At 74.2% G+C, this 23285-nt stretch carries 24 protein-coding genes; 14 read left to right on the top strand and 10 right to left on the bottom strand.

Annotated features, from left to right (window positions below):
• Positions 1-5: 5 nt before the first annotated feature.
• Positions 6-1712: an ANL family adenylate-forming protein gene (locus IE98_RS0112170; protein WP_052390438.1), complete on the top strand. Its 1707-nt coding sequence runs from the start codon at positions 6-8 to the stop codon at positions 1710-1712.
• Here the strand turns inward: IE98_RS0112170 and IE98_RS0112165 are convergent.
• Positions 1649-2779 (bottom strand): DegT/DnrJ/EryC1/StrS family aminotransferase, encoded by a 1131-nt coding sequence (locus tag IE98_RS0112165; protein WP_030268098.1) that lies wholly within the window; start codon positions 2777-2779, stop codon positions 1649-1651. The two genes, IE98_RS0112170 and IE98_RS0112165, sit on opposite strands and share 64 nt — an antisense overlap.
• A complete protein-coding gene (locus tag IE98_RS0112160; protein WP_030268097.1) occupies positions 2776-3942 on the bottom strand; it encodes a DegT/DnrJ/EryC1/StrS family aminotransferase in 1167 nt (388 codons plus the stop codon). Before IE98_RS0112160 ends, IE98_RS0112165 begins: the two co-directional genes overlap by 4 nt.
• A gap of 221 nt (positions 3943-4163) precedes the next feature.
• Here IE98_RS0112160 and IE98_RS0112155 point away from each other — a divergent pair, with 221 nt between their 5' ends.
• Genes IE98_RS0112155 through IE98_RS0112130 form a run of 6 tightly spaced genes read left to right on the top strand, consistent with a single transcriptional unit; the run spans position 4164 to position 10028 of the window.
• Positions 4164-5186 (top strand): hypothetical protein, encoded by a 1023-nt coding sequence (locus IE98_RS0112155; protein WP_030268095.1) that lies wholly within the window; start codon positions 4164-4166, stop codon positions 5184-5186.
• Complete coding sequence (locus IE98_RS0112150; RefSeq protein WP_063748910.1) at positions 5183-6193, top strand: sugar phosphate isomerase/epimerase family protein; 1011 nt, start codon at positions 5183-5185, stop codon at positions 6191-6193. Before IE98_RS0112155 ends, IE98_RS0112150 begins: the two co-directional genes overlap by 4 nt.
• Entirely contained in the window at positions 6190-7464 is a 1275-nt protein-coding gene (locus IE98_RS0112145; protein WP_030268092.1) for a M20/M25/M40 family metallo-hydrolase, read from the top strand. The genes IE98_RS0112150 and IE98_RS0112145 overlap by 4 nt, the downstream gene beginning before the upstream one ends.
• 52 nt (positions 7465-7516) lie before the next feature.
• Positions 7517-8695, top strand: coding sequence for an Ldh family oxidoreductase (locus IE98_RS0112140; RefSeq protein WP_078660957.1), 1179 nt, complete (start codon positions 7517-7519; stop codon positions 8693-8695).
• Complete coding sequence (locus tag IE98_RS0112135) at positions 8692-9624, top strand: Gfo/Idh/MocA family protein (protein WP_030268088.1); 933 nt, start codon at positions 8692-8694, stop codon at positions 9622-9624. Before IE98_RS0112140 ends, IE98_RS0112135 begins: the two co-directional genes overlap by 4 nt.
• The gene (locus IE98_RS0112130) at positions 9621-10028 is read left to right on the top strand and encodes a DUF6917 domain-containing protein (RefSeq protein ID WP_030268086.1); all 408 of its coding nucleotides are present in this window, start codon (positions 9621-9623) and stop codon (positions 10026-10028) included. Before IE98_RS0112135 ends, IE98_RS0112130 begins: the two co-directional genes overlap by 4 nt.
• 81 nt (positions 10029-10109) lie before the next feature.
• On the opposite strand, the gene IE98_RS0112125 is transcribed toward IE98_RS0112130, so the two are convergent.
• Complete coding sequence (locus IE98_RS0112125; protein ID WP_030268085.1) at positions 10110-10649, bottom strand: EF-hand domain-containing protein; 540 nt, start codon at positions 10647-10649, stop codon at positions 10110-10112.
• Positions 10650-10982: 333 nt separating this feature from the next.
• Between IE98_RS0112125 and IE98_RS0112120 the strand changes: the two genes are divergently transcribed.
• Both IE98_RS0112120 and IE98_RS0112115 read left to right on the top strand, forming a co-directional pair.
• Entirely contained in the window at positions 10983-11450 is a 468-nt protein-coding gene (locus IE98_RS0112120; RefSeq protein WP_030268083.1) for a carboxymuconolactone decarboxylase family protein, read from the top strand.
• Between the two features lie 2 nt (positions 11451-11452).
• The gene (locus IE98_RS0112115) at positions 11453-12289 is read left to right on the top strand and encodes a DUF4239 domain-containing protein (protein WP_030268082.1); all 837 of its coding nucleotides are present in this window, start codon (positions 11453-11455) and stop codon (positions 12287-12289) included.
• A gap of 15 nt (positions 12290-12304) precedes the next feature.
• Here the strand turns inward: IE98_RS0112115 and IE98_RS0112110 are convergent, their stop codons facing one another.
• The 3 genes from IE98_RS0112110 to IE98_RS0112100 form a co-directional block, all read right to left on the bottom strand.
• Positions 12305-12823, bottom strand: a complete 519-nt coding sequence (locus IE98_RS0112110; RefSeq protein WP_030268081.1) for a hypothetical protein — start codon at positions 12821-12823, stop codon at positions 12305-12307.
• Positions 12824-12833: 10 nt separating this feature from the next.
• The gene (locus IE98_RS0112105) at positions 12834-13280 is read right to left on the bottom strand and encodes a hypothetical protein (protein WP_052390437.1); all 447 of its coding nucleotides are present in this window, start codon (positions 13278-13280) and stop codon (positions 12834-12836) included.
• 142 nt (positions 13281-13422) lie between these two features.
• On the bottom strand, positions 13423-14487 hold the full coding sequence (locus IE98_RS0112100) for a ParB/Srx family N-terminal domain-containing protein (protein ID WP_030268077.1): 1065 nt from the start codon (positions 14485-14487) through the stop codon (positions 13423-13425).
• Positions 14488-14721: 234 nt separating this feature from the next.
• On the opposite strand from IE98_RS0112100, the gene IE98_RS0112095 reads away from it, so the two are divergent.
• A complete protein-coding gene (locus tag IE98_RS0112095) occupies positions 14722-16161 on the top strand; it encodes an oxygenase MpaB family protein (RefSeq protein WP_078660956.1) in 1440 nt (479 codons plus the stop codon).
• Between the two features lie 36 nt (positions 16162-16197).
• Here the strand turns inward: IE98_RS0112095 and IE98_RS42370 are convergent, their stop codons facing one another.
• Positions 16198-17178 carry a PQQ-binding-like beta-propeller repeat protein gene (locus IE98_RS42370; protein ID WP_052390436.1) on the bottom strand — a complete coding sequence of 327 codons (981 nt, stop codon included), beginning with the start codon at positions 17176-17178 and terminating at the stop codon, positions 16198-16200.
• 85 nt (positions 17179-17263) lie between these two features.
• Positions 17264-17647: a luciferase family protein gene (locus IE98_RS47865; protein ID WP_159400893.1), complete on the bottom strand. Its 384-nt coding sequence runs from the start codon at positions 17645-17647 to the stop codon at positions 17264-17266.
• A gap of 287 nt (positions 17648-17934) precedes the next feature.
• Between IE98_RS47865 and IE98_RS0112080 the strand changes: the two genes are divergently transcribed.
• Positions 17935-18480 (top strand): DUF3291 domain-containing protein, encoded by a 546-nt coding sequence (locus IE98_RS0112080; RefSeq protein WP_030268072.1) that lies wholly within the window; start codon positions 17935-17937, stop codon positions 18478-18480.
• Positions 18481-18647: 167 nt separating this feature from the next.
• On the opposite strand, the gene IE98_RS0112075 is transcribed toward IE98_RS0112080, so the two are convergent.
• Positions 18648-19616: an endonuclease/exonuclease/phosphatase family protein gene (locus IE98_RS0112075; protein WP_234443516.1), complete on the bottom strand. Its 969-nt coding sequence runs from the start codon at positions 19614-19616 to the stop codon at positions 18648-18650.
• 717 nt (positions 19617-20333) lie between these two features.
• On the opposite strand from IE98_RS0112075, the gene IE98_RS0112065 reads away from it, so the two are divergent.
• Together IE98_RS0112065 and IE98_RS0112060 are read left to right on the top strand one after the other, a co-directional pair.
• Positions 20334-21020 (top strand): 2-phosphosulfolactate phosphatase, encoded by a 687-nt coding sequence (locus IE98_RS0112065; protein WP_030268068.1) that lies wholly within the window; start codon positions 20334-20336, stop codon positions 21018-21020.
• 125 nt (positions 21021-21145) lie between these two features.
• Positions 21146-21946: a hypothetical protein gene (locus IE98_RS0112060; protein ID WP_234443515.1), complete on the top strand. Its 801-nt coding sequence runs from the start codon at positions 21146-21148 to the stop codon at positions 21944-21946.
• 9 nt (positions 21947-21955) lie between these two features.
• On the opposite strand, the gene IE98_RS50740 is transcribed toward IE98_RS0112060, so the two are convergent.
• Positions 21956-22246: a hypothetical protein gene (locus IE98_RS50740; RefSeq protein ID WP_234443514.1), complete on the bottom strand. Its 291-nt coding sequence runs from the start codon at positions 22244-22246 to the stop codon at positions 21956-21958.
• A 429-nt stretch (positions 22247-22675) separates the two neighbouring features.
• On the opposite strand from IE98_RS50740, the gene IE98_RS0112050 reads away from it, so the two are divergent.
• Positions 22676-23065, top strand: coding sequence for a hypothetical protein (locus tag IE98_RS0112050; protein WP_030268065.1), 390 nt, complete (start codon positions 22676-22678; stop codon positions 23063-23065).
• Positions 23066-23285: the final 220 nt, after the last annotated feature.

Here is a 23285-nt window from a genome sequence, read left to right as displayed (position 1 = left end):
CCCGTATGACCACCGACCGGACGCCGTGGATCTCGGCCAACGGCATCGCCTTCCCCGACCAGGTCCCGGCGGAGCTGCGGCGGGCCTGGGTGGCGGCCGGCCTCTGCCCCGACCGGGGGCTGCACGCGCTGTTCGCGGCGCGGGTCGCGGCGCACCCGGAGCGGACCGCGGTGGTGGACGGCCGGGGGGCGCTCTCCTACCGGGAGTTGGACGACCTGGTGCGCGGACTCGCGGCGGCGCTGGCGGCTCGCGGGGTGGGCGCGGGCTCCGTGGTGGCCACCCGGCTGCCCGCCGACCGGCGCGCCCTGGCGGCGGATCTCGCGGTCGCGGCGCTCGGCGCGGTGGTGCTGCCCTGCCTGCCGGGCCACGGGCGCCGGGACTTGACCGCCCTGCTCGGCACCTCCCGGGCGGACACCGTGCTGACCGTGGCCGAACTGCCCTCGGGCGGGCGCCCGCTGGAGCTGCTCACCGACCTGCGCGGTGAACTGCCCCACCTGCAGCGGGTCCTGGACGTCGAGGCGCTGCCGCTGCCGCTCCGCCGCGAGGTGCCGCCGGTCGCGGTGGACCCGGAGGCGCCGGCCAGGATCCTGGTCTCCTCCGGCTCCGAGGCGGCGCCGAAGATGATCGCCTACTCGCACAACGCGCTGGCGGGCGGCCGCGGCCGGTACGTCGAGGAGGCGCTGCGGACGGCGGACGGCGCGCCGCCCCGGGTGCTGCTGCTGGTCTCCCCGGCGACGGCGTACGGCTCGCTGGCGGTGGTGGCGCTGGTGCGCTGCGGGGCGACGGTGCTGCTGCACGACGGCTTCGACCCGGCCGGGGCCTTGCGGGCGGTCTCCCGGCTGCGGCCGACACACCTGGCGGCCGTCCCCACCATGCTGCGCCGGATGGCCGAGCAGCCGGCGGAGCCGGCGGAGGACCTCTCCTCGCTGCAGGCGGTGGTGTCGAGTTCGGCGATGCTCACCCCGGCGGTGCTGCGCGGGGCGCTGGCCCGGTTCGGGCGGCCGCTGGTCAACGTGTACGGGTCGAGCGACGGCATGAACTGCCACACCCGCTGGACGGATCCGGACGGCGACGTGCAGCGGGTGGGCCGCCCCGACCCGGCGGTGACGGCGATCCGGGTGTGCGGTCCGGACGGACGTCCGCTCCCGGCCGGGCGGCCGGGCGAGATCCAGGCCCGCGGCCCGATGAGCCCGCTCTGCCACGTCGGCGCGCCCGAACTCGACGCCCGGCAGCGGGTGGACGGCGGCTGGGTGCGGGCCGGCGACCTCGGGGTGCTGGAGGCGGACGGGCGGCTGCGGGTGGTGTCGCGGATCAAGCAGACGGTGAACCGCGGCGGGGTGTCGATCGGCACCGCCGAGGTCGAAGGGCTGCTGGACGGCCATCCGTCGGTGGCCGAGGCGGTGTGCGTGCCGGTGTCCGATCCGGACCTGGGCGAGCGGATGTGCGCCTGCGTCGTGCCGCGGGCGACGGCGGTCGGCCTCGCCCTGGCCGACCTGACCGGATTCCTGGCGGAGGACTGCGGGTTGGAGCGGTACAAGCTGCCGGAGCACCTGCTGCTGCTGGAACGGCTCCCGGTCGGCAGCACCGGGAAGCCGGACCGGCGGGCGCTCGCCGTGCTGGCGGCCGCGGCCCGGCTCCCCGTCGCCGCTCAGCGGACGGGCGCCGCCAGGGCGGCGAAGGCGCAGACCGCGTCGGCCACCGCCTCGACCTGAACATCCGTCAGATGCGGGTAGACCGGGATCGCCAGGCTCTGCCGGGCCGCCCGCTCCGCGTTCGGCCAGCGCCGCCCCGCGGGTGCGCAGTGCGCGAAGGCCGGCTGGTGCGGCAGCGCCAGCGGGTAGTACACGTGGCTGTCCACCCCGTGTGCGGCGAGGTGCTGCTTGAGCTCGTCCCGGCGCTCGGCGAGCAGCGAGTAGACGTAGTAGCAGCGGCCGTCGGTGCCGGGCGGCGGCGGGGTGACGCCGTGCTCGGCGAGCGGGGTGAAGCGCTCGGTGTAGTAGGCGGCGATCTCCGCGCGGCGGGCGATCCGGCGGGCGAGGCCGGGCAGCCGGCGGATCTGGAAGGCCGCGAGCACCTCGTCGAAGCGGCTGTTCAGGCCGATCCGGTGGTGCCGGAAGCGGTGCACGCCGTCCTGGCCGTGGTTGCGCAGCATCCTTACGGTGCGGCCGAGTTCGGGATTGCGCGTGACGATCGCACCGCCCTCGCCGGGGCCGCCGAAGGACTTCACCTGGACGAAGGAGTACACCCCCGCGTCGCCCCAGGTGCCGGCCGGCCGGCCGTCGAGGACGGCGCCCTGGGCGACGGCCGAGTCCTCCAGCAGCCGCAGCCCGTACCGGTCGGCGAGGACGCGCAGCCGCGGCATGTCGGCCATCACCGAGAACATGTGGGCGGGCATCAGCACCCTCGTCCGCCCGGTGAGGAGCGCCTCGGCGCCGTCCGGGTCCATGACCAGGGTGACGGGGTCGATGTCGGCGAACACCGGGACGGCGCCGAGGCCGAGGACGGTGTTGGCGAGCGGGGCGCAGCCGTACGCCGGGACGACCACGTCGTCGCCGGGCCCGATGTCCATCGCCATCAGGACGAGGGTGAGGGCGGTGGTGCCGCTGCCGCAGGCGACCACGTCGGCGGCGCCCAGCCCGGCCTTCAGCAGGCCCTCGAAGCGGGCGGTGCGCTCGCCGAGGATGAACTTCTGGGCGGGGTCGGTGGCGACCTCGTGGACGACGTCGAGGAGCAGCTCGCGGTCCGCCTCGAAGAGGTCGGGCGGGAAGAACGGGATCATGGCTGCCTTCCGTGGTGGAAGTCGCGGACGAGGTCGCAGACCCGGTCCAGGTCGTCGTCGGTGAGGTCCGGGTGGAGCGGCAGGGCGAGGGCGCGTTCGCAGGCGGCCTCGGCGTGCGGGAAGTCGCCGGGCCGGTGGCCGAGTGCGGCGAAGCAGGGCTGCAGGTGCAGCGGGGTCGGGTAGTACGTCTCGGTCTGCACGCCGTGGCGGGCGAGGTGGGCGGCGAGGGCGTCGCGGCGCTCGGTCTCGATCAGGTAGACGTACCAGACCGGGTCGGTGGGCACGCCGCGGTCGACGGTGGTCGGCAGCCGGTGGAGGCCGGGGGTGCCGGCGAGGCGTTCGGTGTAGCCGGCCGCGAGGGCGGCGCGGCGGGCGATGTCCCGTTCGGCACGGGTGAGTTTGGCGAGCAGGACGGCGGCCTGGACGTCGTCCATCTTGCTGTTGACGCCGAGCAGGTCCGTGGGCCGGTTGATCGCCGGGAAGTCGTCCGTGCTGGGCCCGGAGCGGCCGTGGTGGCGCATCGCGGAGACCGCCTCGGCGATGCCGGGGTCGTCGGTGAGGACGGCGCCGGCGTCGCCGATCGCGCCGAGGGTCTTGGTCGGGAAGAACGAGAGCACGCCGCCGGCGCCGTGCAGTCCGGCGTGGACGCCGTCCCAGCGCATCCCGAAGGCCTCGGCACTGTCCTCGACGACGGTCAGCCCGCGGCGGGCGGCGACGTCCAGGATGCCGCGCAGGTCGGCGAGTTGGTGGAAGAGGTGGACGGGCATGACCGCCGTGGTGCGGTCGGTGGCGACGGCCTCGGCGCTCGCCGGGTCGAGCCCGTAGGTGACCGGGTCGATGTCGGCGAAGACCGGGCGGCCGCCGGCCAGCACCACCGAGGAGGCGGAGGCCACGAAGGTGTAGGCGGGCACCACGACCTCGTCCCCGGCCCGCAGTCCGGCGGCCCGCAGCAGCAGCACGAGGGCGTCGGTGCCGCTGTTGACCCCGATCACGTGCCGGGCGCCCGTCCAGGCGGCGAGGGCCGCCTCGAGTTCGGCGACCTTCGGGCCGTGGGAGTACTTGCCCCGGTCCATGAGTTCGCCGAGATGGCGCCGGGTGGTCGGCCAGAGGGACTCGAAACTCTCCGCCTGCGTGAAGAAGGAGACCCCGGAGTGTTCACCCATGAAACTCTCATCAGATCGTACGGACATGAACCCGGAACACCGGGGCGCACGGCAGGAAATCTACGCCACTGCCTGTGACGACCTCCTGACCTGGCAGCGCACTTCACTCCTTCGAATGGCCTTCTGTGAAGATTATTTGACGCTCGGTCAAATGCACTGTCCGTGTGCTGATTGAATGTCCGCGACGCACTGCACCGGACCGGAAGGAATGGCGGCTCACCATGGCGGACGGATTCCGCACACTGCTCGTCGGCATGGGGCGCGCCGGCCTCGGCCTGCACCTGCCGGTGCTCCGCAGACTCCGCGCGGGCGCGGACACCGCCCGACTGTTCGCCGCGGCACCGGTGCTCGCCGCCGACCCCCACCGCAGCCATCCGGCCGCCGCCGACCTTCGGCCGGTGACCCTCGCGGACGCCGCCCGGCTGCTCGACCCGGCCGACTGCGTGGTGCACCTGTGCACACCGCCCACCGGCCGGGTCGCGGTGCTGGACGGGCTCGGCAGGCTCGGCTTCCGCAGGATCCTGGTCGAGAAGCCGCTGGCCGCCGACGGCCGCGGGCTGGACGAGCTGCTCGCCGTCCGCGACCGCCACGGGCTGGACCTGGTGGTGGTCGCCCAGTGGCTCGGCAGCCGGCTCACCGACCGGCTGCGCACCGTGCTCGCCACCGGCGCGTACGGGCCGCTGCGCACCGTCCACGTCGTCCAGCGCAAGCCGCGCTTCTCCCGGACGCTGGCCGCCGACGGCCACCCGACCGCCTTCGACATCGAACTGCCGCACTCGCTCGGCCTCTGCCTCGCCCTGGCCGGGCCCGGCGAGGTGACCGGCGCCGGCGGGACGGACATGGTGGTCGACGGCCGGGTGCTGCCCCGGCTCGGCACCGCCTGGCTCACGGTCGAGCACCGCTCCGGGGTCTGGACGCGGATCCGCTCCGACATGACCTCCCCCGTGCGCGAGCGCCGGGTCACCCTCGAACTCGCCGGCGGCACCCTGATCGGGCACTACCCCGGCAGCGAGGCCGACGCCTACGCCCAGCTGATCACCATCGACCGGGACGGCGAGACCACCGAGCTGCTGCACGACGACTCGCTGACCGCCTTCGTCCGCCGCGCCTACCGGTACTTCGCCGCCGGGGGCGGCGGACCGCACCCCGACCTCGCGGTCAACACCGAGGTGGTCCGGCTGCTCGACCGGGCCAAGGCCGTCGCGCAGCCCGCCGCCGCCCCGGCCCGGGCGGCCGCCCGATGAGCGCCCCCGCCGCGGCACCGCGGATCCGCTTCGCCGGCATCGGCGACGAGGCCGCCACCGACCTGACCGGCCAACTCGCCGCCCTGGACCGGCTCGGCTGGTCCCAGCTGGAGCTGCGCACGGTCGACGGCCAGTGGCTCGCCGACCTCCCCGAGGACGCCGTCCGGCGGATCGCCGACCGGATCACCGACCACGGGGTCCGGGTCGTCGGCGCGGCCTCCCGGATCGGCAACTGGGCGGGCACCGTCGCCGATCCCTTCGACGAGGACCTCGACGAGCTCACCGCCCTCGGGCCGCGCTGCGCGGCGCTCGGCACCCGGTTCGTCCGGGTGATGTCGTACCCCAACGCGGGCCTGCCGGAGGCCGAGTGGCGCCGCCGGGTGCTGGAGCGGCTCCGTGCCCTCGCCGAGCTCGCCGGCGCCCTCGGCCTCGTCCTGCTGCACGAGAACTGCAGCGGCTGGGCGGGCAGTTCGGCCGAGCGGATGCTCGACCTGGTCACCACCGTGGACAGCCCGGCGCTGCGGCTGCTCCTCGACACCGGCAACGGCGTCCCGTACGGCTACGACAGCCACCTGATGTTGCTGGAGGTCGCCGACCACGTGGCCCACGTGCACGTCAAGGACGCCGTCGGCGGCTCGGAGCGGACGCGGTACGTGCCGCCCGGCGAGGGCGGCGCCCGGGTCGCGGACAGCCTGCGGCTGCTGCTGGAGCGCGGCTGGAGCGGCACCTGGTCGCTGGAGCCGCATCTGCAGGTCCGGCCGCACGAGGGCCGCACCGCCGCGGACGGCGGCGCGGACAGCGGCTTCGTCCGCGCGGGGCGCGCCCTGGCCCGGCTGGTCGAGCAGCAGGTGCTGCCGTCCGCCCCGGGCTGGCGCGCGGTGCCGGGCGGCCTGCGGTGCATCCCCGCGGCGGCGCTCCCGGCCGGCCGCCGGGGCGCCCCCGCCACCCTGCCGGGCGGCTCGCCGGACACCTCCGCGCCCCTGCCCCACGGGGCGGTCGGCCGATGAGCGAGGACCGCCTGCTGCCCGCCGACCACGCCCTGCTGCTGGACCTGCTGGAGCTGCCCACCGCCGGTCCGCTGGAGACCGGGCCGGGCGCCCCGCCGCCCCGGCTGGCCGAGGCCCAGCTGCACTACGCCTGCGCCGCCGCCCGGATCGGCCTGGAGACCGTGCAGCACGGTCCCGCCCGGGCCGCCGACCTGGACCGGCCCGACATCCCGCTCACCGTCCGGCGGGCCGCCGCACAGGACGGCTTCCTCGCCTGCCAGCCCAACCTGGTGCTGCGGCTCGGCCCGCCGCTGCCGCTCGCCCGCACCGTGATGTTCAACGTCCACCTGGACACCGTCGCCGGCCACGGGCCGGTCTCCTTCGACGGCCGGCGCTTCCTCGGCCGCGGCGCGATCGACGCCAAGGGCCCGGCGGTCGCGCTGCTCGCCGGCATCCGCGCCGCCCGGGCCGCCGAACCGCTGGTCGGCACCGCGACGGGCGTGCTGGTGCAGGCCGTCTCCGGCGAGGAGGGCGGCGCGATGGGCACCTTCGGCACCCGGGTCCTGGTCGAGGCGGGCCACGTCGGCGCGCTCAACGTCTTCTGCGAGCCCACCGGCCTGCGCTACCTGCCCCGGGCCACCGCCGCCGCCACCGCCCGGCTGCGGGTCCGCGGCGAGGACGCCGTCGACGACCGTCCCGGCGACGGCCACAACGCCACCGTGCTGCTCGGCTACCTCGCCCAGCACCTGGCCCGTGAGCTCGGCACCGCCACCGCGCCCCGGGAGCGGGTCTGCATCGCCGGGATCGGCACCGGGCCGCTGCACAACCGGGTCTACGGCCGCGGCGAGCTGCTGCTCAACATCCCCTACCAGGACGCCGGTTCGGGCCGGCGGGCGGAGGCCGCGGTGGAGACCGCCGTCCGCTCGGGGCTGGACGCCTTCCGCCGCGAGTTCGCCGACGTGCCGGAGTTCGTCCGGACGGCGGCCGACTGCGCCGAGGTCACCGGGCTGGACTGGCTGAAGCGCGGCCTGCCGACCCTGGACGGCGCCCACCCGGAGCTGGAGTCGCTGCTGCAGGGCGCCGGGATCGACCGCTGGCCGGCCCACGAGCCGGCCTTCACCTGCGACGCCATCTGGGCGGCCGGCCTGCCGGACGCCTTCACCGTCGTCCTCGGCCCGGGCGGCCTCGGCAGCAACCGGGCGCACGCCGAGGGCGAGTTCGCCGACCTCGACCAGTTGGACGGCTTCGCCGCGGCCGTCGCCCGGCTGCTCGTCGCCTTCGCCCGCCGCTGAGCCGCGCCCCGGCGGTGCCCGCCCGTCCACCACCGACACCAGGAGCAAGTCCGTGACCCCTGCGGCGTCCGCGCCCGCCCCGACCGCCGTCCGCGTCCCGTACCCCGACCTGATCCGGTTCACCACCGAGGTGTTCGCCGCCCACGGCCTGCCGGCCGACCGGGCGCTGGCCTCCGCCGAGGCGCTCTGCCACGGCGACGCCGCCGGCCTGACCTCGCACGGCCTGACCAACCTCTCCCGGCTCTACCTGCCGCTGCTCGCCGAGGGGCGGGCCGACCCCGCCGCCGAACCGCGGGTGCTGGCGGACCGCGGCGCCGCCGTACTGGTCGACGCGGGCCGCGCCCTCGGCCTGTGGCAGGCCGGCGCCGCGATGGACCTGGCCGCCGACCGGGCCGAGCAGTACGGCATCGGCCTGGTGTCCGTCCGTCGCGCCACCCACGTCGGCTGCGCCGGGCACCACGCGGCCCGGGTCTGCGGGCGGGGCATGATCGGGCTGCTCGCGACCAACTGCGGCCGCCAGCGGATCGCCCGGCCGCCGGGCGGCGCGGTGGCGCTGCTCGGCACCAACCCGTGGAGCGTCGCCGCGCCGGCCGGTGGACTCCCGCCCTACGTCCTCGACATGAGCACCACCGCGGTGCCGACCGGGCGGATCCGGGCGGCCGCCCGCGCGGGTGAGGCGGTCCCCCCGGGATGGCTGGCGGACGAGGCGGGCCGCCCGGTGACCGATCCCGGCGCCTTCGACCGCGGTGACGCCCATCTGCTCTGGCTGGGCGCCGGCTCGGGCGGCGAGTTCAAGGGCTTCGGACTCGGCCTGATGGTCGAGGTGCTCGCCGCCCTGCTGCCCGGTGCCGGCCTCGGCCCCGAGCCGGAGGCCCTGGACGGCGACGGCGGCCCGACCGGGCGGGACGACGACATCGGCCTGTTCGCGCTGGCGATCGCGCCCGCCGCCCTGCGCGACGGCGCGCAGGCCGGGCTGGACGCGCACACCCTCTTCTCCACCGTGCTCGCCTGCCCGCCCGCCGACGGCGCCGGCCCGGTCGCCTACCCGGGCTGGCACGAGGCCCGGCGCACGGCCGAGGCGCACCGCGACGGGGTGCCGCTGCCGCCCGCTCTGCTCGGCGAACTCGCGGACATCGCCGACCGGTTCGGCGTCCGCCCGGTGGCCACCGGGGCCGGCGCGGAGGACGGGACCGGCCGGGACGCCGGCCTCGGTGCGGAGGTCGCGCGGTGAGCGGGCTGCGGATCGGCCTGGTCGGCCTCGGGGTGATCTCCCGGTTCTACCTGGCGGCGCTCGACCGGGTGCCGGACGTCCGGCTCGCCGCCGTCTGCGACCTCGACCGCGAGCTGCTGCGCCCCTTCGCCGGACGGGTCGGCTGCCACACCGACCACCGGGCGATGCTCGCCGCGGGCGGCCTGGACGCGGTGGTCGTCACCGTGCCGAACGACCTGCACACCGCGATCTGCCGGGACGTGCTGCGCGCCGGGCTGCCGGTCTGCGTCGAGAAGCCGCTCGCCCTGCGGGCCCCGGAGGGCGAGGAGTTGGCCGCGATCGCGGCGCAGCGGCAGGTGCCGCTGTTCACCGCCTTCCACCGCCGGTACAACGCCGCGGTCGCCGGCCTGCGGGCCCGGATCCCGGACGTGGTGCCGCTCCGTTCGGTGACCGTCCGCTACCTGGAGCGGATCGAGGAGCACGTCGGCCGGGACCGCTGGTACCTGGACCCGGAGCGCTGCGGCGGCGGCTGCGTGGCCGACAACGGCCCGAACGCCTACGACCTGGTGCGGCTGCTGGCCGGTCCGATGCGGCTGGAGTCCGCCGACGTCGTCCGGGACGCGCAGGGCGTCGACCGGCAGGCGGTGCTCGCTCTGGCCGGCGCCGACGGGGTGACCGCCCGGATCGAGCTGGACTGGTCCTTCCTCGGCGAGTGCAAGGACGTGGCGGTGGAGTTGGCGGACGGCACGGTGCTGGGGGCGGACATGCTGGCCGGGCACCCCGGGTTCAAGCAGTCGCTCTGGCACGAGTACGAGGGGGTGCTGGCGGAGTTCGCGGCGGTGGTCCTCGGCGGGCCGTGCGCCGCCGGCCCGGGGCGCGGGCCCGACGGACTGGACGCCCTGCGGGTGGTCGAGGCCGCCTACCGGGCCGAGCGGGTGGAGGCGCGGTGACGCACGAGAACGGGCCGAAGCGTACGGTCACCGGCACGCTGGTGAAGGTGCTGCTGCACAGCCGTGAGGACCGCGGGATGAGCCTGGAGCCGTTCGCCAGCCGGTGCGTCCGGCGGGGCGAGGTGCACGAGTTGGTGACCACCGATCAGCGGGAGACCGCCGCGGGCGCCCGGATCGACCGGGTCGGCTTCCTCGGCTTCGCGGAGATCGGGGCGGCCGGGGTGCTGGACCGCGGTGACGAGGTGTTCGTCGGGGAGCACCGGGTGGGCACGGTGCTCGGCTTCGACGCCTGCCACTTCCCCAACCACTACAACGTGCTGATCGCCGCGGACCACCTGCTGACCGGCGCGAAGCTGGACCTCCGGCCGGAACTCCCCGTCCGGTTCGTCCCGGCCGGCTCCTGACGCACCGCGAGCCCGGGAGCCCCGGACGGCATGCCGCGGCCCGGGCCGGGGGCGCCGTCCCGGCCCGGGCAGCGGTGCGGGTCAGCGGCCGAGCAGCGGCACGTCGATGTCGCCCAGGTGGTAGGCGCGGACGGCCTGGACGAGCTCCTCGACGGAGAGCTGGCCGTCGCCGTTGGCGTCGATCTGGGCGAAGGCCTCGAGCGGGTTCACGTCCTGGACGCCGATCGCGTCCAGCCAGCTCTTGAACTCGGCCGGGTTGACCTGGCCGTCGCCGTCCACGTCGACCAGCTCGACGATCGCCTGGATGGTCGGCGTGACGACCCGGCCGAAGCCCGCGCCGCCGTTCTCGAGGACGTGCTCCTCGGCGATGTGGTTGAACTGCTCCGGGGTGAGCGCGCCGGTCTGCTCGTCGATGCCGGCCTTGTCGGCGAAGAAGGCCCACATGCCGAGGTAGGCATCCGTCAGGGCACGGGCGGCCGGGGTGCCGGGGGCCTCGCCGAAGGCCTGGAGGATGCGCTGGGCCTCGGCGTCCCAGTCGGCGCGGTCGATCCGGCCGTCGCCGTTCACGTCCCAGAGGTCGAAGCGCTTCTGGGCACGGTCGAGCTGCACGGAAGTGGTCATCTCGGAAGTCTCCAAGGGGTGTCTCGCACGGGCTGCCGGGCCCAGGGACAGGGCCGGCGGTGGCGCCCGGCTGATCTGTGGAGTGACGGCACGCGATCGGTGCGGCCACGGAACGTCACACTACCGGCACGGCGGGTGACGGATCGCACACGTACCGCCAACCGGGTGAGCACGAAACTTCGTTGACGGCCCATCTCCCCCGCGCGGGCCCGAACCACTGATGGCGGACCCGAATCGGCGACACGGTCAACCCGTCCGCGGAGCCCTGCCCGACCGGGTGATCACTGACGCTCCGACAGCACGGCGGCACCGTCCGGCGCTTACGCTCGGTGCGTGACCGACACACTCGCCCCACTGCCCCTGATCGGGCTCGCGCCGCAGGCCTTCGCCGCCGTGAACGCGCTGCACGGCGCCGTCGAGGAGGCGGCCGCGGCCGCCGGCCTGGAGCCGATCCTGCTGGAACTCGTCCGCCTCCGCTGCTCGCAGATCAACGGCTGCGTGTACTGCGTGGACCTGCACACCACCGCCGCCCGCCGGGCGGGCGAGAAGGACGACCGGCTGGCCCAGTTGGTGGTCTGGCGGGAGTCCGAGCTGTTCACGGAGCGCGAGCGGGCGGCGCTGGCGCTGGCCGAGGCGGTGACGCTGGTGCACGACCGCACAGCCGGCCGCGACCTCCACCGCGCCGCACGGGCCGTGCTCACCGAGTCGGAGGCGGCCTTGGTCGCCTGGGCGGCGACGGTGGTGAACGCCTACAACCGGATCGCGATCACCTCCCGGCCGGTCGCCGCCGCGGGAGTCTGACGGTGGAGGTCTGGCTGCTCAACAACCTCTCCACCTTCGCCCTCGGCGCCGTCGTGGTCGGCGGCATCGTCGTGCTCGCCGTACTGGGCAGCGTCCTGACCCGGCGCCGCTACCCGCAGACGGCGAGCGGCGACCACAACGACATGGTGGGCGTGGTGCTCAGCATGTTCGGCGCCATCTACGGCGTGATCCTGGCCTTCGTCATCGTGACCCTGTGGACGCAGTTGGAGAACGCGGAGAACGTGGTCGCCTCGGAGGCCACCGCCGCCGCCCAGATCGTCCGGGACGCGCAGGCCTTCCCCGCCGACGACCGCGACCGGGTGAACCGCGCCGTCGACGGCTACGTGCACGCCGTGGTGGAGCAGCAGTGGCCGCTGATGCGGACGGGCCAGGGCGACTACAACCGCACCGCCGTCAAGCTGGAGGCGGTCTACCAGTCGCTGCAGGCCTACCAGCCGGTCTCGCACTCCGAGCAGACCTTCTACGACCAGGCGGTGGACAGCGCCGGCCAGGTCGCCGGCCAGCGCCGGGCCAGGATCACCCAGAGCGGACAGCAACTGCCGATGCTGCTGCAGATCCTGGTGTACGGCGGCGCGGTGGTGATCCTGCCGCTCACCTTCCTCTACGGCATCCGCAGCCGCCGCATCCAACTGCTGTTCGTCGGCTCGGTGGCGGCGCTGATCGGCTTCAGCCTGCTGCTGGTGCTCGTCCTCGACCGGCCGTTCGCCGGGGAGTTGAGCGTCAGCCCGAGCCCGTTCAAGGAGGGCGCGCTCTCCAGGTTCTGGGAGGGCCCGGCCACCTCCGGCCCCGGCGTGGCGGAGGCACCGGCGCCGAAGTGACCGCTGCGCGACCGCTCAGGCGTCCGGCCCCTGCGCCCGCAGGCGCCGGACGTTCTCCAGCGAGTCGCGCAACTCGTCCAGCCACGACTCGGAGTGCTTCTGGACGAGGCGGACGCACCAGGCGAGCGCCTCGCTCCGGCTGCGCGCCACGCCGGCCTCGACGAGGGTGTCCAGCACCTGCCGCTCGGGCTGCCGCAGCCGGGTCATCACCGGCGCCGAGACCGTGGTGAACAGCCCGCGGACGCCCTCGCACTCGGCGCCCCAGGACACCTTGCGGCCGTACCGCCGCTCGGCCTCCCGCGCGACGGCCATCCGCGCCTCCCGGGTCCGCTCGCGGAACTCCGTGATCCGCCCCTCGACCGCCGCCTCCCGCTCGGCGTCCGACACCCCGTCCGCCAGCTCCGGCGGCGGAATCCGCCCGATCACCGTGATCTCCTCCCGGTCCACGGTGATCTCGACCAACTCGCTGTACAGCCCGTCCGGCAGCCGGCCGGTGAACCAGCCGCGCAGGGCCTCCTGCTCCGACGTAATCATGTAATCATCATTACTCCGCACACGGCCCGTCGCAAGGGTCCGGCGCCGCCGCGTCGCCCAGCAGACCGGCGAGCGCCGCGCCGAGGCCGAGCAGCGGCCCGACGGGAACGTCCTCGGTGAACACGGCCCCCGGGCCGCCCACCCCGAAGGCGTTCGCCGCCGCCCGCGGAATCGCCGGCGCCCATCCCTCCAGGCGCCGGTTCACCCCCGCCACGAGACGGAGCACCACGGCGGCCCGCCCCGGGTCGGCGCCCAGATGCCCGTCCAGACCCCAGGGCACGCAGCCCACGAACCCCACCGCCGCGCCCTCCTCCCACTCGGCGCGGGCCGACTCCAGCCAGCCGGGGCGGTCCACCACCCGGCCCGCCTCCTGCGCCAGCAGGTGCAGCCACACCTCGGCCGGCCCGTCGGCCGCCCAGAACCCGCACCCGCCGTACTCGATCCACGAACGTCCCATGGCCGGAGCCAACCACAACCGCGGGGCAGCGGATCCGGCGCCCGCTCAAGTCACCCTGATGGCACTGTGAGGACCGGCCGTTGCCGGCCGGTCCTCCTCCGGAGTGCTCAACGCCCGTGCGCGGACCGGGCCGTGGACGGGATCAGCCCAGGCCGTGGACCCGCTTGTACTCCAGGGCGTAGGCGAGCTTGCCGGGCTTCGCGTCGGAGTACGGCTTGCTCAGCTTGTCGAACTCGCCCTTGGTGGCGGCCTTGCCCGCGTTCCACTGGTCCAGCGCGCCGAGGTCGGCGGCGTCGAAGCCGCTGTCGACGACCGCGTCCTTCGGCAGCGCCGTCATCGCCAGGGTCAGGCCCTTCACCGTGGCGAGGTAGCCGGCGAGGTCGTTCGGGTTCCAGTCGGACAGGTCGACCGGCGCGGTGTCGCGGACCCAGCTGCCCCAGTAGAACTCCTGGAACGGCAGGTCGTTCTGGGTGTAGCCGATGTCGCGGCCGAAGTAGAGCAGCCCGCGGTACGCGTCGTCGCTGAAGTTGGCCAGCCCGACGCCGGTCGGCAGCTTGTTGACCGCGACCGGGGCGCCCGCCGGGTCGCGCAGGTACACCCACTTGTGCGCCTGCATCTCGTCCCAGAACGCCTGGCGGGTGAGGTTGCTGTAGTTGGCCAGCACCCGCAGCCGGACGTGCAGGTCGGCACCGCCGTCGGGGGTCTCGTAGAACGACGTGAGCGTGTGGTGCCCGTCGGTGAGGAACGGCTCGCCGTGCGGCCCGATCACGACCGTCTTCATCGGCGCGATGCTGTCCGCCGTCTCGGCGCCGACGGGGAGCTGGCAGGTGAAGGAGGACGGGTCGTCCAGGCGCGCGCCGGGCTGCACGGTCGCGGCGTCGATGCGGCCGTCGGCCTCGCACCAATCACTGAACTTCTTGTTGATCGCGTCCTTGCCGAGCGTGTAGCGGCCCAGCTTGTAGTACACCTCGTCGTAGCCCAGCGAGGGCTGGGTCGGGTGCACGTCGCCGATGCGGACGTCGAGCAGCTCGCCGGGCTCGGCGCACAGGTACTGCGCGAACGGCGCGGAGCGGTTGTCGTGGTGGCAGAACGAGGGCCGGGTACCCGGCGCGCCGGGGGCCGCCTGCGCGGCCGGCGCGGCCACGACGACCGCGACGACGGCTGCGCCGAGCGCCGCGGTACGGCGGGACGGGGGTCTGACTCTCATGGCACTCCTCGCGTCGGGGCGGATCCGTCCGCGAGCGTGGCAGCGGCCGGCCAACGGGCGCCGTCGCAGCTACGACGGCACGGAGAACCCGGGGCAACGATCGGGGTGCCCCCCGCCATCGGCGGTCGGGCCCGTGCGGGGGCTCGACGGCGGCCGGAGGAGTGATCCACAGTGCCGCCCTGCCCCGCGCCCCGTTGAACGTGGTGTCGGCCCGCCCCGCCCCTTGGAGCCCCCATGACGTCCGCGCCCCCGTCGCCCTCCCCGTCGCCCTCCCCCTCCTCCTCCCCCACCGGCATCCGCAGTCCGCTGCGCCGCAGCCTCGGCGAGTGGCGGATCGGGCTGGTGACCTGGCGGTTGCTCGTCCTGCAGACCGCCCATCCCGCCGTCGCGGCGGGCATGGCACGGTACTCGACCTACCGCTCGCACCCGTGGCGGCGCATCGAGCACACCGTGGACAGCGGTGCGCGGCTGTTCTCCGCCGGGCCGGAGGAGCGCCGGCTCGAAGTGGACCGGCTGGCCCGCACCCATCGCAGGATCCACGGCAGCGACGACGCCGGGCGCCCGTACACGGCTGAGGACCCGGAGGTCCGCGCATGGGTGATGGTGACGCTCTACGAGACCGTCACGGCCATGCACGAGCTGTCCGGCACGCGGCTCACTCCCATCGAACTCGACGATCTCTACGCCGAGTTCAGGGACATCTGCGCAGCGCTGGGCATCCCCGCCGAGGTCCTCCCGCCGACCGCCGCGGACGTGCCCGCCTACGTGGAGCGGGGCATCCGCGAGGTCCTCGAGTACGGCGACCAGGTGCGGTACCTGCTGTTCGAGATCCTCCGCGAGGCACCGGCCCCGCGCAGGCTCGGACGGCTGCGGCCCGCCTGGCCGCTGCTCCGGGTCGTGGCGGCGCGCCTGCTGTACAGCCTCACCATGGCCGATCTGCCACCGGCCTGGCACGAGACCTTCGGCACCCGCAGGACGCACTCCGCCGCCACACTCTCCTGGGTGCTGCACCACGGCATGCGACACGTCATGACCCGGCTCCCCGACCACCTGCGCCACCGGCATCGCTCCACTGCCGGCGGGCGACCGGACCCCCGGCGTGCCGCGACCCGTCCGCCGTCCCGGCCCCGCCTCGCCGACTCCCGACGAGCCCGTCTGGAGACCTTCTTCCACCAGGTGCTCGACCAGACCGGCGACGGACGGGTCGACTCCGCCGACCTCCAGGCCATGGTCCACGCCGTCTGCTGGCAGCTCGAACTCCCCACCGAGCAGGAGGACGTGCTCTACGCCGCGTTCGAGACCTGGTGGAGCCACCTCCGCTCGGCCATGGACGCCGACGGCGACGGCGCCGTGGACCGCGCCGAGTTCGTCTCCGCGATGCTCGACGGCGTCGACCGGGACCCGGCCTACCTGGACGCCGGTCTGGTGCCCGCGATGCGCGCCCTGTTCCGCGCCGCCGACACCGACGGCACCGGCCACCTCTGCGCGGACGAGTACCGCGTCCTGTTCGGCGGATCGCGCGTCCACCCGGCCGAACTCAACGACGGCTTCCGCCGGCTGGATACCGACGGCGACGGCCGGATCAGCGAGAAGGAGTTCGTCACCGCCTTCACCGACTTCTTCACCGCCCGGACGGACACCGTCGCGGGCGCGGCCCTCCTCGGCCGCCCCTGACCTCCGGGCGGCATCGGCACATCATGTGACGGATCGTCATAGTTTCCACACCCGAAGCCCGTTGCGGGCGACGGTCAACAGTCGGCCGTCCCCCAGGTCGTGCAGGGCCGCGATCCGGCCGCCGAGCCGGTGCCGCTCGGACACCTCACCCCCGGCCCGCAGGCGGAACAGGGTGCCGTCCTCGGACGCGACCACGACGCCCCCTCCCGCCCGGACCACCCCCTCGGCCGTCGGCCGCCCCACCGCGGTCCGCCACCGGCGCGCCCCGTCCAGCGGATCGACCGCGACGTACTCGCCGCCGGACCGCGTTTCGCGCAGCCACAGCAGGCCGCCGACGGCCAACGGCGCCCCACCGAGCAGCGGCCCCTCGTGGGTCGCCAACGGTTCGTCCCGTCCCCGCCCGCGACGGAGCACGACGACCGCGTCCTCCCCGCAGCGGACTGCGCAGCGGTCCGCATCGAGCACGGTGAACACCGCCCGGCCGTCCGCACCCGCCAGCGGCCGGGAGAGCTGCCAGGCCTCCAGCTCCCGCCCGTCCTGCGGGTCGATCAGCCACGCCCTCGTCCCGCTGCCCAGCACCAGACCCCCGGACCAGGCGGCCGGCCGTTCCGTCTCCACGGTCGTCGCGATCCGTCGGCGCAGCCGACCGTCCGTCAGGTCGATGGCCGTCAGCGGCGTGTACCCGCGCCACCCGCCGGCCAGCACCACACCGCCCGCGACGGCCACGTTCCCGGTCCAGGCCGGCACCTCCGCACGCCAGAACACCTCGCACGTCGTCAGGCCGATGCACGACAGCACCGGCCTGTCCTGCGGCAGCACCAGCACCCGGTCCCCCGTGACGACCACCGCACGCGGCCACGTCCCCACCGGCAGGTCCCACGCCACCGCGCCGTCCACCGCATCCAGGCAGACCAGGCGCGTGCGCCGCTCGTGCACGACGACCCGACCGCCCGCGACGACCACCGCCGAGTGGGTTCCGCGCTGGTGCAGCACCCGTTCCCACAGTCCCTCGACCACCGCGACCCCTCCGGTCCCCACGCCACCCCGCCGAGCGGCGAACCGAGCAGCATACGGCCGCGTCACCGCCCTACCCGGCGGGCGGTCACCTCCACCGTCGGCGCACGGCCCCGCCGTACACCCGCCGCACCGTGCACGGCGCCGGGGCCCGGGACGCCCCGTCCGCGGCGTGGGCGTGCAGCGCCAGACTCACCAGTGTCATCAGCACGTCCGAGTCGGCCTGGCACTCGACGCCCACCGTGACCCACGCGCAGTTCTCCGGCACCCGGACCCCGGCCACCTGCCGCAGCTCCTGCGCGAACCTCCCGATCGCCCACCGGGTCAGGTGCACGTCCACCCCGGCGCCCTCGTGCACGTGGACGATCTCGCACCGTCCGGCCGACAACGCCACCCCGCCACCACAACTCGCGGTCCCACACACCAGATGCGTCCACTCGTCGAACCACTCCACGACCGAGTCCAATGACATGGACCCATCATTCACACGGACGGCCGCCCCCAACCGGCCCTCTTCCGGCCACCGCGCGAACGCCGCACCCCCGCTGAGCGCCACAAGAGGCCACACAGCCAGGCAAAACGCAACGTCGACAGGGCCCGCGGAAGCAGCTACCTTCACCTGGTCCCCAGCAATCGCCCACGGCCGCACGGGAGTTCCTCCAGCCTGGCCCGCCCGCGCCGCGCCGACTCGGTCACGCCCCGGGCGCCCGCCACCGAACCGCGTCCACAGCAGACGCCCCCGAACCAAGGGAGAAACCCATGCCCCGACTTGCGCTCTACACCTTCGGCGTCCTGAAGTCGCCTCTCGCCGACCCCGGGCCTCTCACCCGCGAGTTCTACGACGCCGGCGAGGCCGTCTACCGGACGATCAGTCAGCACCCCGGATACCTCGCACGCGCCGAACCGGCGGACACTGAACGGGGCGTGCTCTTCGATGCGGACTGGGGCGCCTGGGGCGAGTTCACGGTACCGACCTGGTACGGCAAGGGCCGTACCGCAGAAACGACGGCCCTGGCCGTGACCCTCTCGCTCTGGACCGACCTGCGCCCCGCCTTCGACGCCGTCTACACCGGCCTGCACCGCACGGCCCTGAACCGGCGTCACGACTGGTTCGAGAGGTTCGGCCACCCGGGCCACGTGGCCTGGTGGGTCTCCGACGACGCGATACCCACCTGGCAGGACGGCGTCTCCCGGCTGGAACACCTCCACCGCCACGGCACCGCAGCGCACGCCTTCACCTTCCACCACCCGTTCACCCCGGACGGAACCCCGACCAGGATCCAGGGCACCCGCGAAGAAGCCTGAACGACCGGACTCGCGGTCCAACGCCTCGGCCGAAGGACGGCGGACGCGCGCCTCCGACTCGACCTCCGGCGCGGTACGGCCTTCCACGGTCACGGCGGGTGGCCGCGCGGCCCCGCCGCGCCGGAGTGGCGTCGACGGGGACCGGGGGTGGGGTTGCCGGTGGGGCGTCAGAGGTCGAAGGTCGCGGCGACGGGCGAGTGGTCGGAGGGCTGGTCGTGCGACGCGGCCGGCCGGGCCTCGGTGACGCTCGGGAGCTTCTCGTTGCCGGTCGACACCGTCCGGAACTTGGCGAGCAGCGAGTGGCTGATCATGATGTGGTCGATCAGCTCGTGCTGGCCCTCGAAGATCCGGGAGTAGCCGCCCTGTTCGAGGATCCGCGGGGCGAGGTTCCAGAGCCGCATCGCGTCGCCCTGGTCCGGGTGGTCGAAGCCTCCGGTGCCGAACTGGGAGCCGGGCGGCCCGTAGAGGATCTGCGTGGTGGCGGCCTTCCAGTCGTCGTTGAAGTCACCGAGCACGATCACGTCCCGGTTCTTGCCGTCGCCCCGGAGCAGGTCGTCGGCCAGGCCGCGCATGGTGACGGCCTCGGCGCCGCGGCGGAACAGCGCGTAGGCGGCGTACCGGGCGCGCAGGCCTTCGTCGTGGGTGCTGTGCTGGTTGCCGGGGAAGGTCAGCAGCTTCGACTTGAGGTGGCAGACGGCGACGTGCACGCTCTGCCCGGGGGCGGGCTCGACGCGGACGGCGAGGCCACCGCGGCCCATCTCCCGGATGGGGGCACCGTCGTCCTCGACCTGCACGGCGCCGAGACGGTCGGGGAAGGCGATCCGCTGCTGCACGTCGAGGAGCGGCCAGCGGCTGATCACGCCGACGCGGATGCCGCGCTGGTCCGGGTGGGTCGAGACGGCGGAGTGCCAGGTGCCCGGCAGCTTCGCCACGAGGTCGTCCACGGCCTCCTGGCTGCCGACCTCCTGCACGCCGAGCAGGTCCGGCGCGATCTCCGAGACGACTCCGGCAAGGGCTTCGACCTTGGCCTCGTAGGTCGCCTCGTCCTTCGCGGCGCACCTGTTCGGGTCGGGCGGGCTGCCGGCCGACGGGGGTCGGCAGAAGTTCTCCACGTTCCAGGTTCCTATGGTGATCACGGCTGTCTCCTTCGCCGTTCACCGGGCTGCACGCAGCCCGTCAGGTGCCGACGCGGCATCGGTGCGCGTCGGCGGGTTTCTGCAGGGACTCGAAGTCGGGGTGCCCGTCGGCCCCTCGCCCGCCCCGCCCGCGCGACGAGGAGCTCCTGCTCCCGGCCGTACGGGCAGCGCAGGCGTTCTCCGGCCGACCGCGGTCCACCCGGGGCTCGGGGTCCAGGCCGCGGCAGGGCTCCCCGGCCGTCACCATCGCAGGGGCGAAGGTGGCCTCGCGCGACCGATGTGGGAGGTCGTCGTACGACCGGGCCATGGGGAACACGTCTCCCGGAGAACACCCCGGAAGATCGGACGGGTCGACAGCGGCGGCCGCGACGCCGCACCGGCTTCGGGGCGTGCTGTCCGCCGCGCTCGACCCGGGGCTGCCGGACCGGCGACAGGGCGCCCTCGGCGCTGCGCGCAGGGAGGAGCGGGCCTCATGTGTCCGCCGTTCCATTCTCCTCCGCGCACCGGACCGCACAACCGCACTCACAGCCCGTGACCAACAACCATCACACACCTCGCCTAGCGTGACGCTACGTCACGGCTCGCCGGCACGTCAGTGCATCTCAGTGCATCGGCCCACGGCGACGAGCCCACCGGCCGCGCACCGCTGCCGGGCCGCTGCCGTGACGCGCGTCACGGCCGGGGCTCCGCGGGCCGGTCCTGCGCGATCATGAGCGGATGGACGCACGCTTCCTCGGCATCACCGACCTGGTCGAAGTCCCCTCCGTGGCGGTCGTGATCGACGTCATGCGCGCCTACACGGTGGCCGCCTGGGCCTTCGACCGGGGGGCGGAGAAGATCGTCCTCGCCGGGTCGCTGGACGACGCCCTGGCCCTCAAGGCCCGCCACCCGGAGTGGGCGGCGCTCAAGGACGGCCCGCCGGCGCCCGGGTTCGACCTGGTCAACTCCCCGGGTCTGCTGCGCTCCGCCGACCTCCGCGGCCGGACGGTCGTGCAGAAGACCACGGCCGGAACGGTGGGCGCACTCGCGGTGAAGGACGCCTCGCTGGTGCTGTGCGCCGGGTTCGTGGTGGCGGAGGCGACGGCTGGGCTCCTGCGCACGCGGGGCGACGAGGACGTGACGTTCGTGGTCACCGGAGAGGACGGGCGGGCCGACGAGGACCTGGCGTGTGCCGAGTACATCGCCCGACGGGCCACCGGGACGGCCACGGATCCGGCCGGCTTCCTCGGCCGCGCCGCAGCCTCCCGCGCCGCCGAGGAGTTGGCGCAGGGCGTGCGCGAGGGTGCCCATCCCGATGACGTCGCCCTCTGTCTGGAACTCGACCGCTTCCCCTTCGCCATGGTGGCGACCCAGGATGACTCGCTCATGGTCCTCCGCCGGTGCCCGGTGCCTCCGCGGATCTGATCACCGACCGGCCAACTTCCTCTGCAGTCATCCCTCTTGGTGCCCCGATCCGTCCAAAGCAAGGTCGACACGACCGGTCGAGTGGGAGACTCGGCCGGAACGTGACGACCTGAGGAGTTCCACGCATGGCAACAGGCGCCCCCGACAACGCGGAGCCGGCACCCGCCGTACCCGGGCAGCGGGTCCTCGACCTCCTGGACAAGGCGATCGACTTCCAGAGCCCGCTGGTGCGCAAGAACATCGCCCGGGCCCGCCAGCGGAACCCGGAGGCGACGCCGGCGGAGGTGATCCGCACGCTGGAGCGGATGTACGTCAGCGCCCTGACCGGGACGGGTGCGGCGGTCGGCGGAGCCGCGGCCGCACCGGGCGTCGGCACCGGCGTCGCGCTGGCGATGTCGGCGGGCGAGGCCCTCTCGTCCCTGGAGCTGAGTGCCCTCTTCGCGCTCTCGGTCGCCGAGGTCCACGGCGTCCCCATCGACGAGCTCGAGCGCCGCCGGACGATCGTCATGGGCATCATGCTCGGCGGCAGCGGCTCGGCCACCATCAGCAAGGTCGCCGAACGGACGGGCCAGCACTGGGGACGGCAGATCGTCACCAAGGTGCCCGTCGAGACGCTGCGTCAGATCAACCGGATCCTCGGGCGGAACTTCATCACGAAGTACGGGACCAAGCAGGGAATCATCGTCCTCGGCCGGGTCGCCCCCTTCGGCATCGGAGCCGTGATCGGCGGCGGTGCCAACGCCGCCCTCGCCACCCTCAGCGTGCGGGCCGCCCGTCGCGCCTTCGGCCCGCCCCCGACGTCCTGGCCGTGGACGGCCGACGACACCCCGCCCCCTCCGCCGGAGGATTCGGTGCCCGCCCAGCACCGCGCCACACCCGACGAGCCCGCCACCAAGGAACTCGCACCTCGCGAGCACACACCCTGAGCTCGATCGTCAGCCTCGTCCCCCTTCGGGGCAGTCGGCTTCGACCCATGTCGCGATCAGGTCGTCGCAGGTGACGACGACGGTCACGGGCCCGAAGGCCATCTCGTGGACGCAGCCCCGGGCGTGGGGAAGGATCTCGTCCAGGATCAGCGTGCCGAGGTCGTCCCAGGTCGCGGGCCCGTCCGAGGTCCCGATCCGGACTCCGGTAACCCCGGTGCAGCGGATGACCAGGTCCTCGTCGTGCTTCCAGCAGTTGTGGCGGAGGTGGAGCTCGAAGTCCCGGCCTCCGCCCCCCGACATCGACCTGGTGGAACGCCAAGTCCTTCACGCAGCGTCGTCCGACGAACTCGTAGTGGCTCGGGTCGGTGGCGAATGCCCTGGCGCCCGGGGGCAGGCTCGCACTCATGGCAGGAAGCAGCCCGAGGTAGCGGCGGGGGTCGAGGACCCCGGTCAGTTCGCCGACCCGGCGTCGAGATCGACATACTTCACGCGTGCTCCTGCAGCGTTTCGGTGGCCGGCCGTTGGGCTCACCGGGCCCGGCACCGGCATGTCGACGGCCACGACGAGGCGACGGTCGGCGCCGATCGCGGCCTGGTGATGCGTCAGCCCAGAATGGTGTCACGAGCAAGAGGACGGAAGCACGGAACGGGCTCGCCTTCCTGACGTGCGCGGTCGAGGCGGCACGCCTGATCGGGCTCGGCCCTTGGACCGCACCAGCAGGAGGAACCGGTGTCACACCCGCAACCGCTCAGCCCCGAGGAGGTTCTCGCCGAGGCGAAGAAGCAGCTGAGCCTCCCGCGCATCGTCGTGATCTGCGGCTCCACCCGCTTCATGACCGAGATGGCCGAGGCCGATCTGCGGGAGACCGAAGCCGGAAGGATCGTCGTCAAGCCGGGTTGCGACATGAAGTCGCCGCACGAACTCTGGTCCGATCCTGTCGAGGCCGAGGCGCTGAAGGCTCGACTCGACGATCTGCACCGAGCGAAGATCCGGCTCGCTGATGAGGCGCTCGTCGTCGGCGACTACATCGGAGACAGCACCCGAGCCGAAATCGCCTACGCCCGGTCACTGGGCAAGCCCGTACGGTTCACGCACCCCGAAGTCGGCCCCGACGCCTGACCGCCCACCCCCACACACCCTCCGCAGGCACCCCTTGGAATTGATCACCTAGGGTGCCTCCGTGAACCGTGACGATCTCGAATGGCAGTTGAGGAACTTCGGCGGCGTGCCGCCCCGCATCGTGGACGAGATCCTCGAACGGGGCGGTCCGGAGCCGTTGGTCGAGGCGGCGCGGGCTCGGGGCGACTGGTTCTGCGCGGAGGGTGCGGTGCGCGGGCTG

It is taken from the genome of Streptomyces sp. NRRL B-24484, assembly GCF_000717715.1.
GTDB lineage: Bacteria > Actinomycetota > Actinomycetes > Streptomycetales > Streptomycetaceae > Kitasatospora.
Note: the sequence above shows the minus strand (reverse complement) of the source record. Positions and strands in the feature narration are given on the sequence as shown.

Coding starts and splice junctions, on each gene's coding strand:
- IE98_RS0112165 (WP_030268098.1), bottom strand. CDS start 2,779: ATGATCCCGTTCTTCCCGCCCGACCTCTTCGAGGCGGACCGCGAGCTG.
- IE98_RS0112065 (WP_030268068.1), top strand. CDS start 20,334: ATGGACGCACGCTTCCTCGGCATCACCGACCTGGTCGAAGTCCCCTCC.
- IE98_RS47865 (WP_159400893.1), bottom strand. CDS start 17,647: ATGTCATTGGACTCGGTCGTGGAGTGGTTCGACGAGTGGACGCATCTG.
- IE98_RS50740 (WP_234443514.1), bottom strand. CDS start 22,246: ATGTCGGGGGGCGGAGGCCGGGACTTCGAGCTCCACCTCCGCCACAAC.
- IE98_RS0112145 (WP_030268092.1), top strand. CDS start 6,190: ATGAGCGAGGACCGCCTGCTGCCCGCCGACCACGCCCTGCTGCTGGAC.
- IE98_RS0112125 (WP_030268085.1), bottom strand. CDS start 10,649: ATGACCACTTCCGTGCAGCTCGACCGTGCCCAGAAGCGCTTCGACCTC.
- IE98_RS0112060 (WP_234443515.1), top strand. CDS start 21,146: ATGGCAACAGGCGCCCCCGACAACGCGGAGCCGGCACCCGCCGTACCC.
- IE98_RS0112150 (WP_063748910.1), top strand. CDS start 5,183: ATGAGCGCCCCCGCCGCGGCACCGCGGATCCGCTTCGCCGGCATCGGC.
- IE98_RS0112095 (WP_078660956.1), top strand. CDS start 14,722: ATGACGTCCGCGCCCCCGTCGCCCTCCCCGTCGCCCTCCCCCTCCTCC.
- IE98_RS0112170 (WP_052390438.1), top strand. CDS start 6: ATGACCACCGACCGGACGCCGTGGATCTCGGCCAACGGCATCGCCTTC.
- IE98_RS0112100 (WP_030268077.1), bottom strand. CDS start 14,487: ATGAGAGTCAGACCCCCGTCCCGCCGTACCGCGGCGCTCGGCGCAGCC.
- IE98_RS0112160 (WP_030268097.1), bottom strand. CDS start 3,942: ATGGGTGAACACTCCGGGGTCTCCTTCTTCACGCAGGCGGAGAGTTTC.
- IE98_RS0112110 (WP_030268081.1), bottom strand. CDS start 12,823: ATGATTACGTCGGAGCAGGAGGCCCTGCGCGGCTGGTTCACCGGCCGG.
- IE98_RS0112155 (WP_030268095.1), top strand. CDS start 4,164: ATGGCGGACGGATTCCGCACACTGCTCGTCGGCATGGGGCGCGCCGGC.
- IE98_RS0112080 (WP_030268072.1), top strand. CDS start 17,935: ATGCCCCGACTTGCGCTCTACACCTTCGGCGTCCTGAAGTCGCCTCTC.
- IE98_RS0112105 (WP_052390437.1), bottom strand. CDS start 13,280: ATGGGACGTTCGTGGATCGAGTACGGCGGGTGCGGGTTCTGGGCGGCC.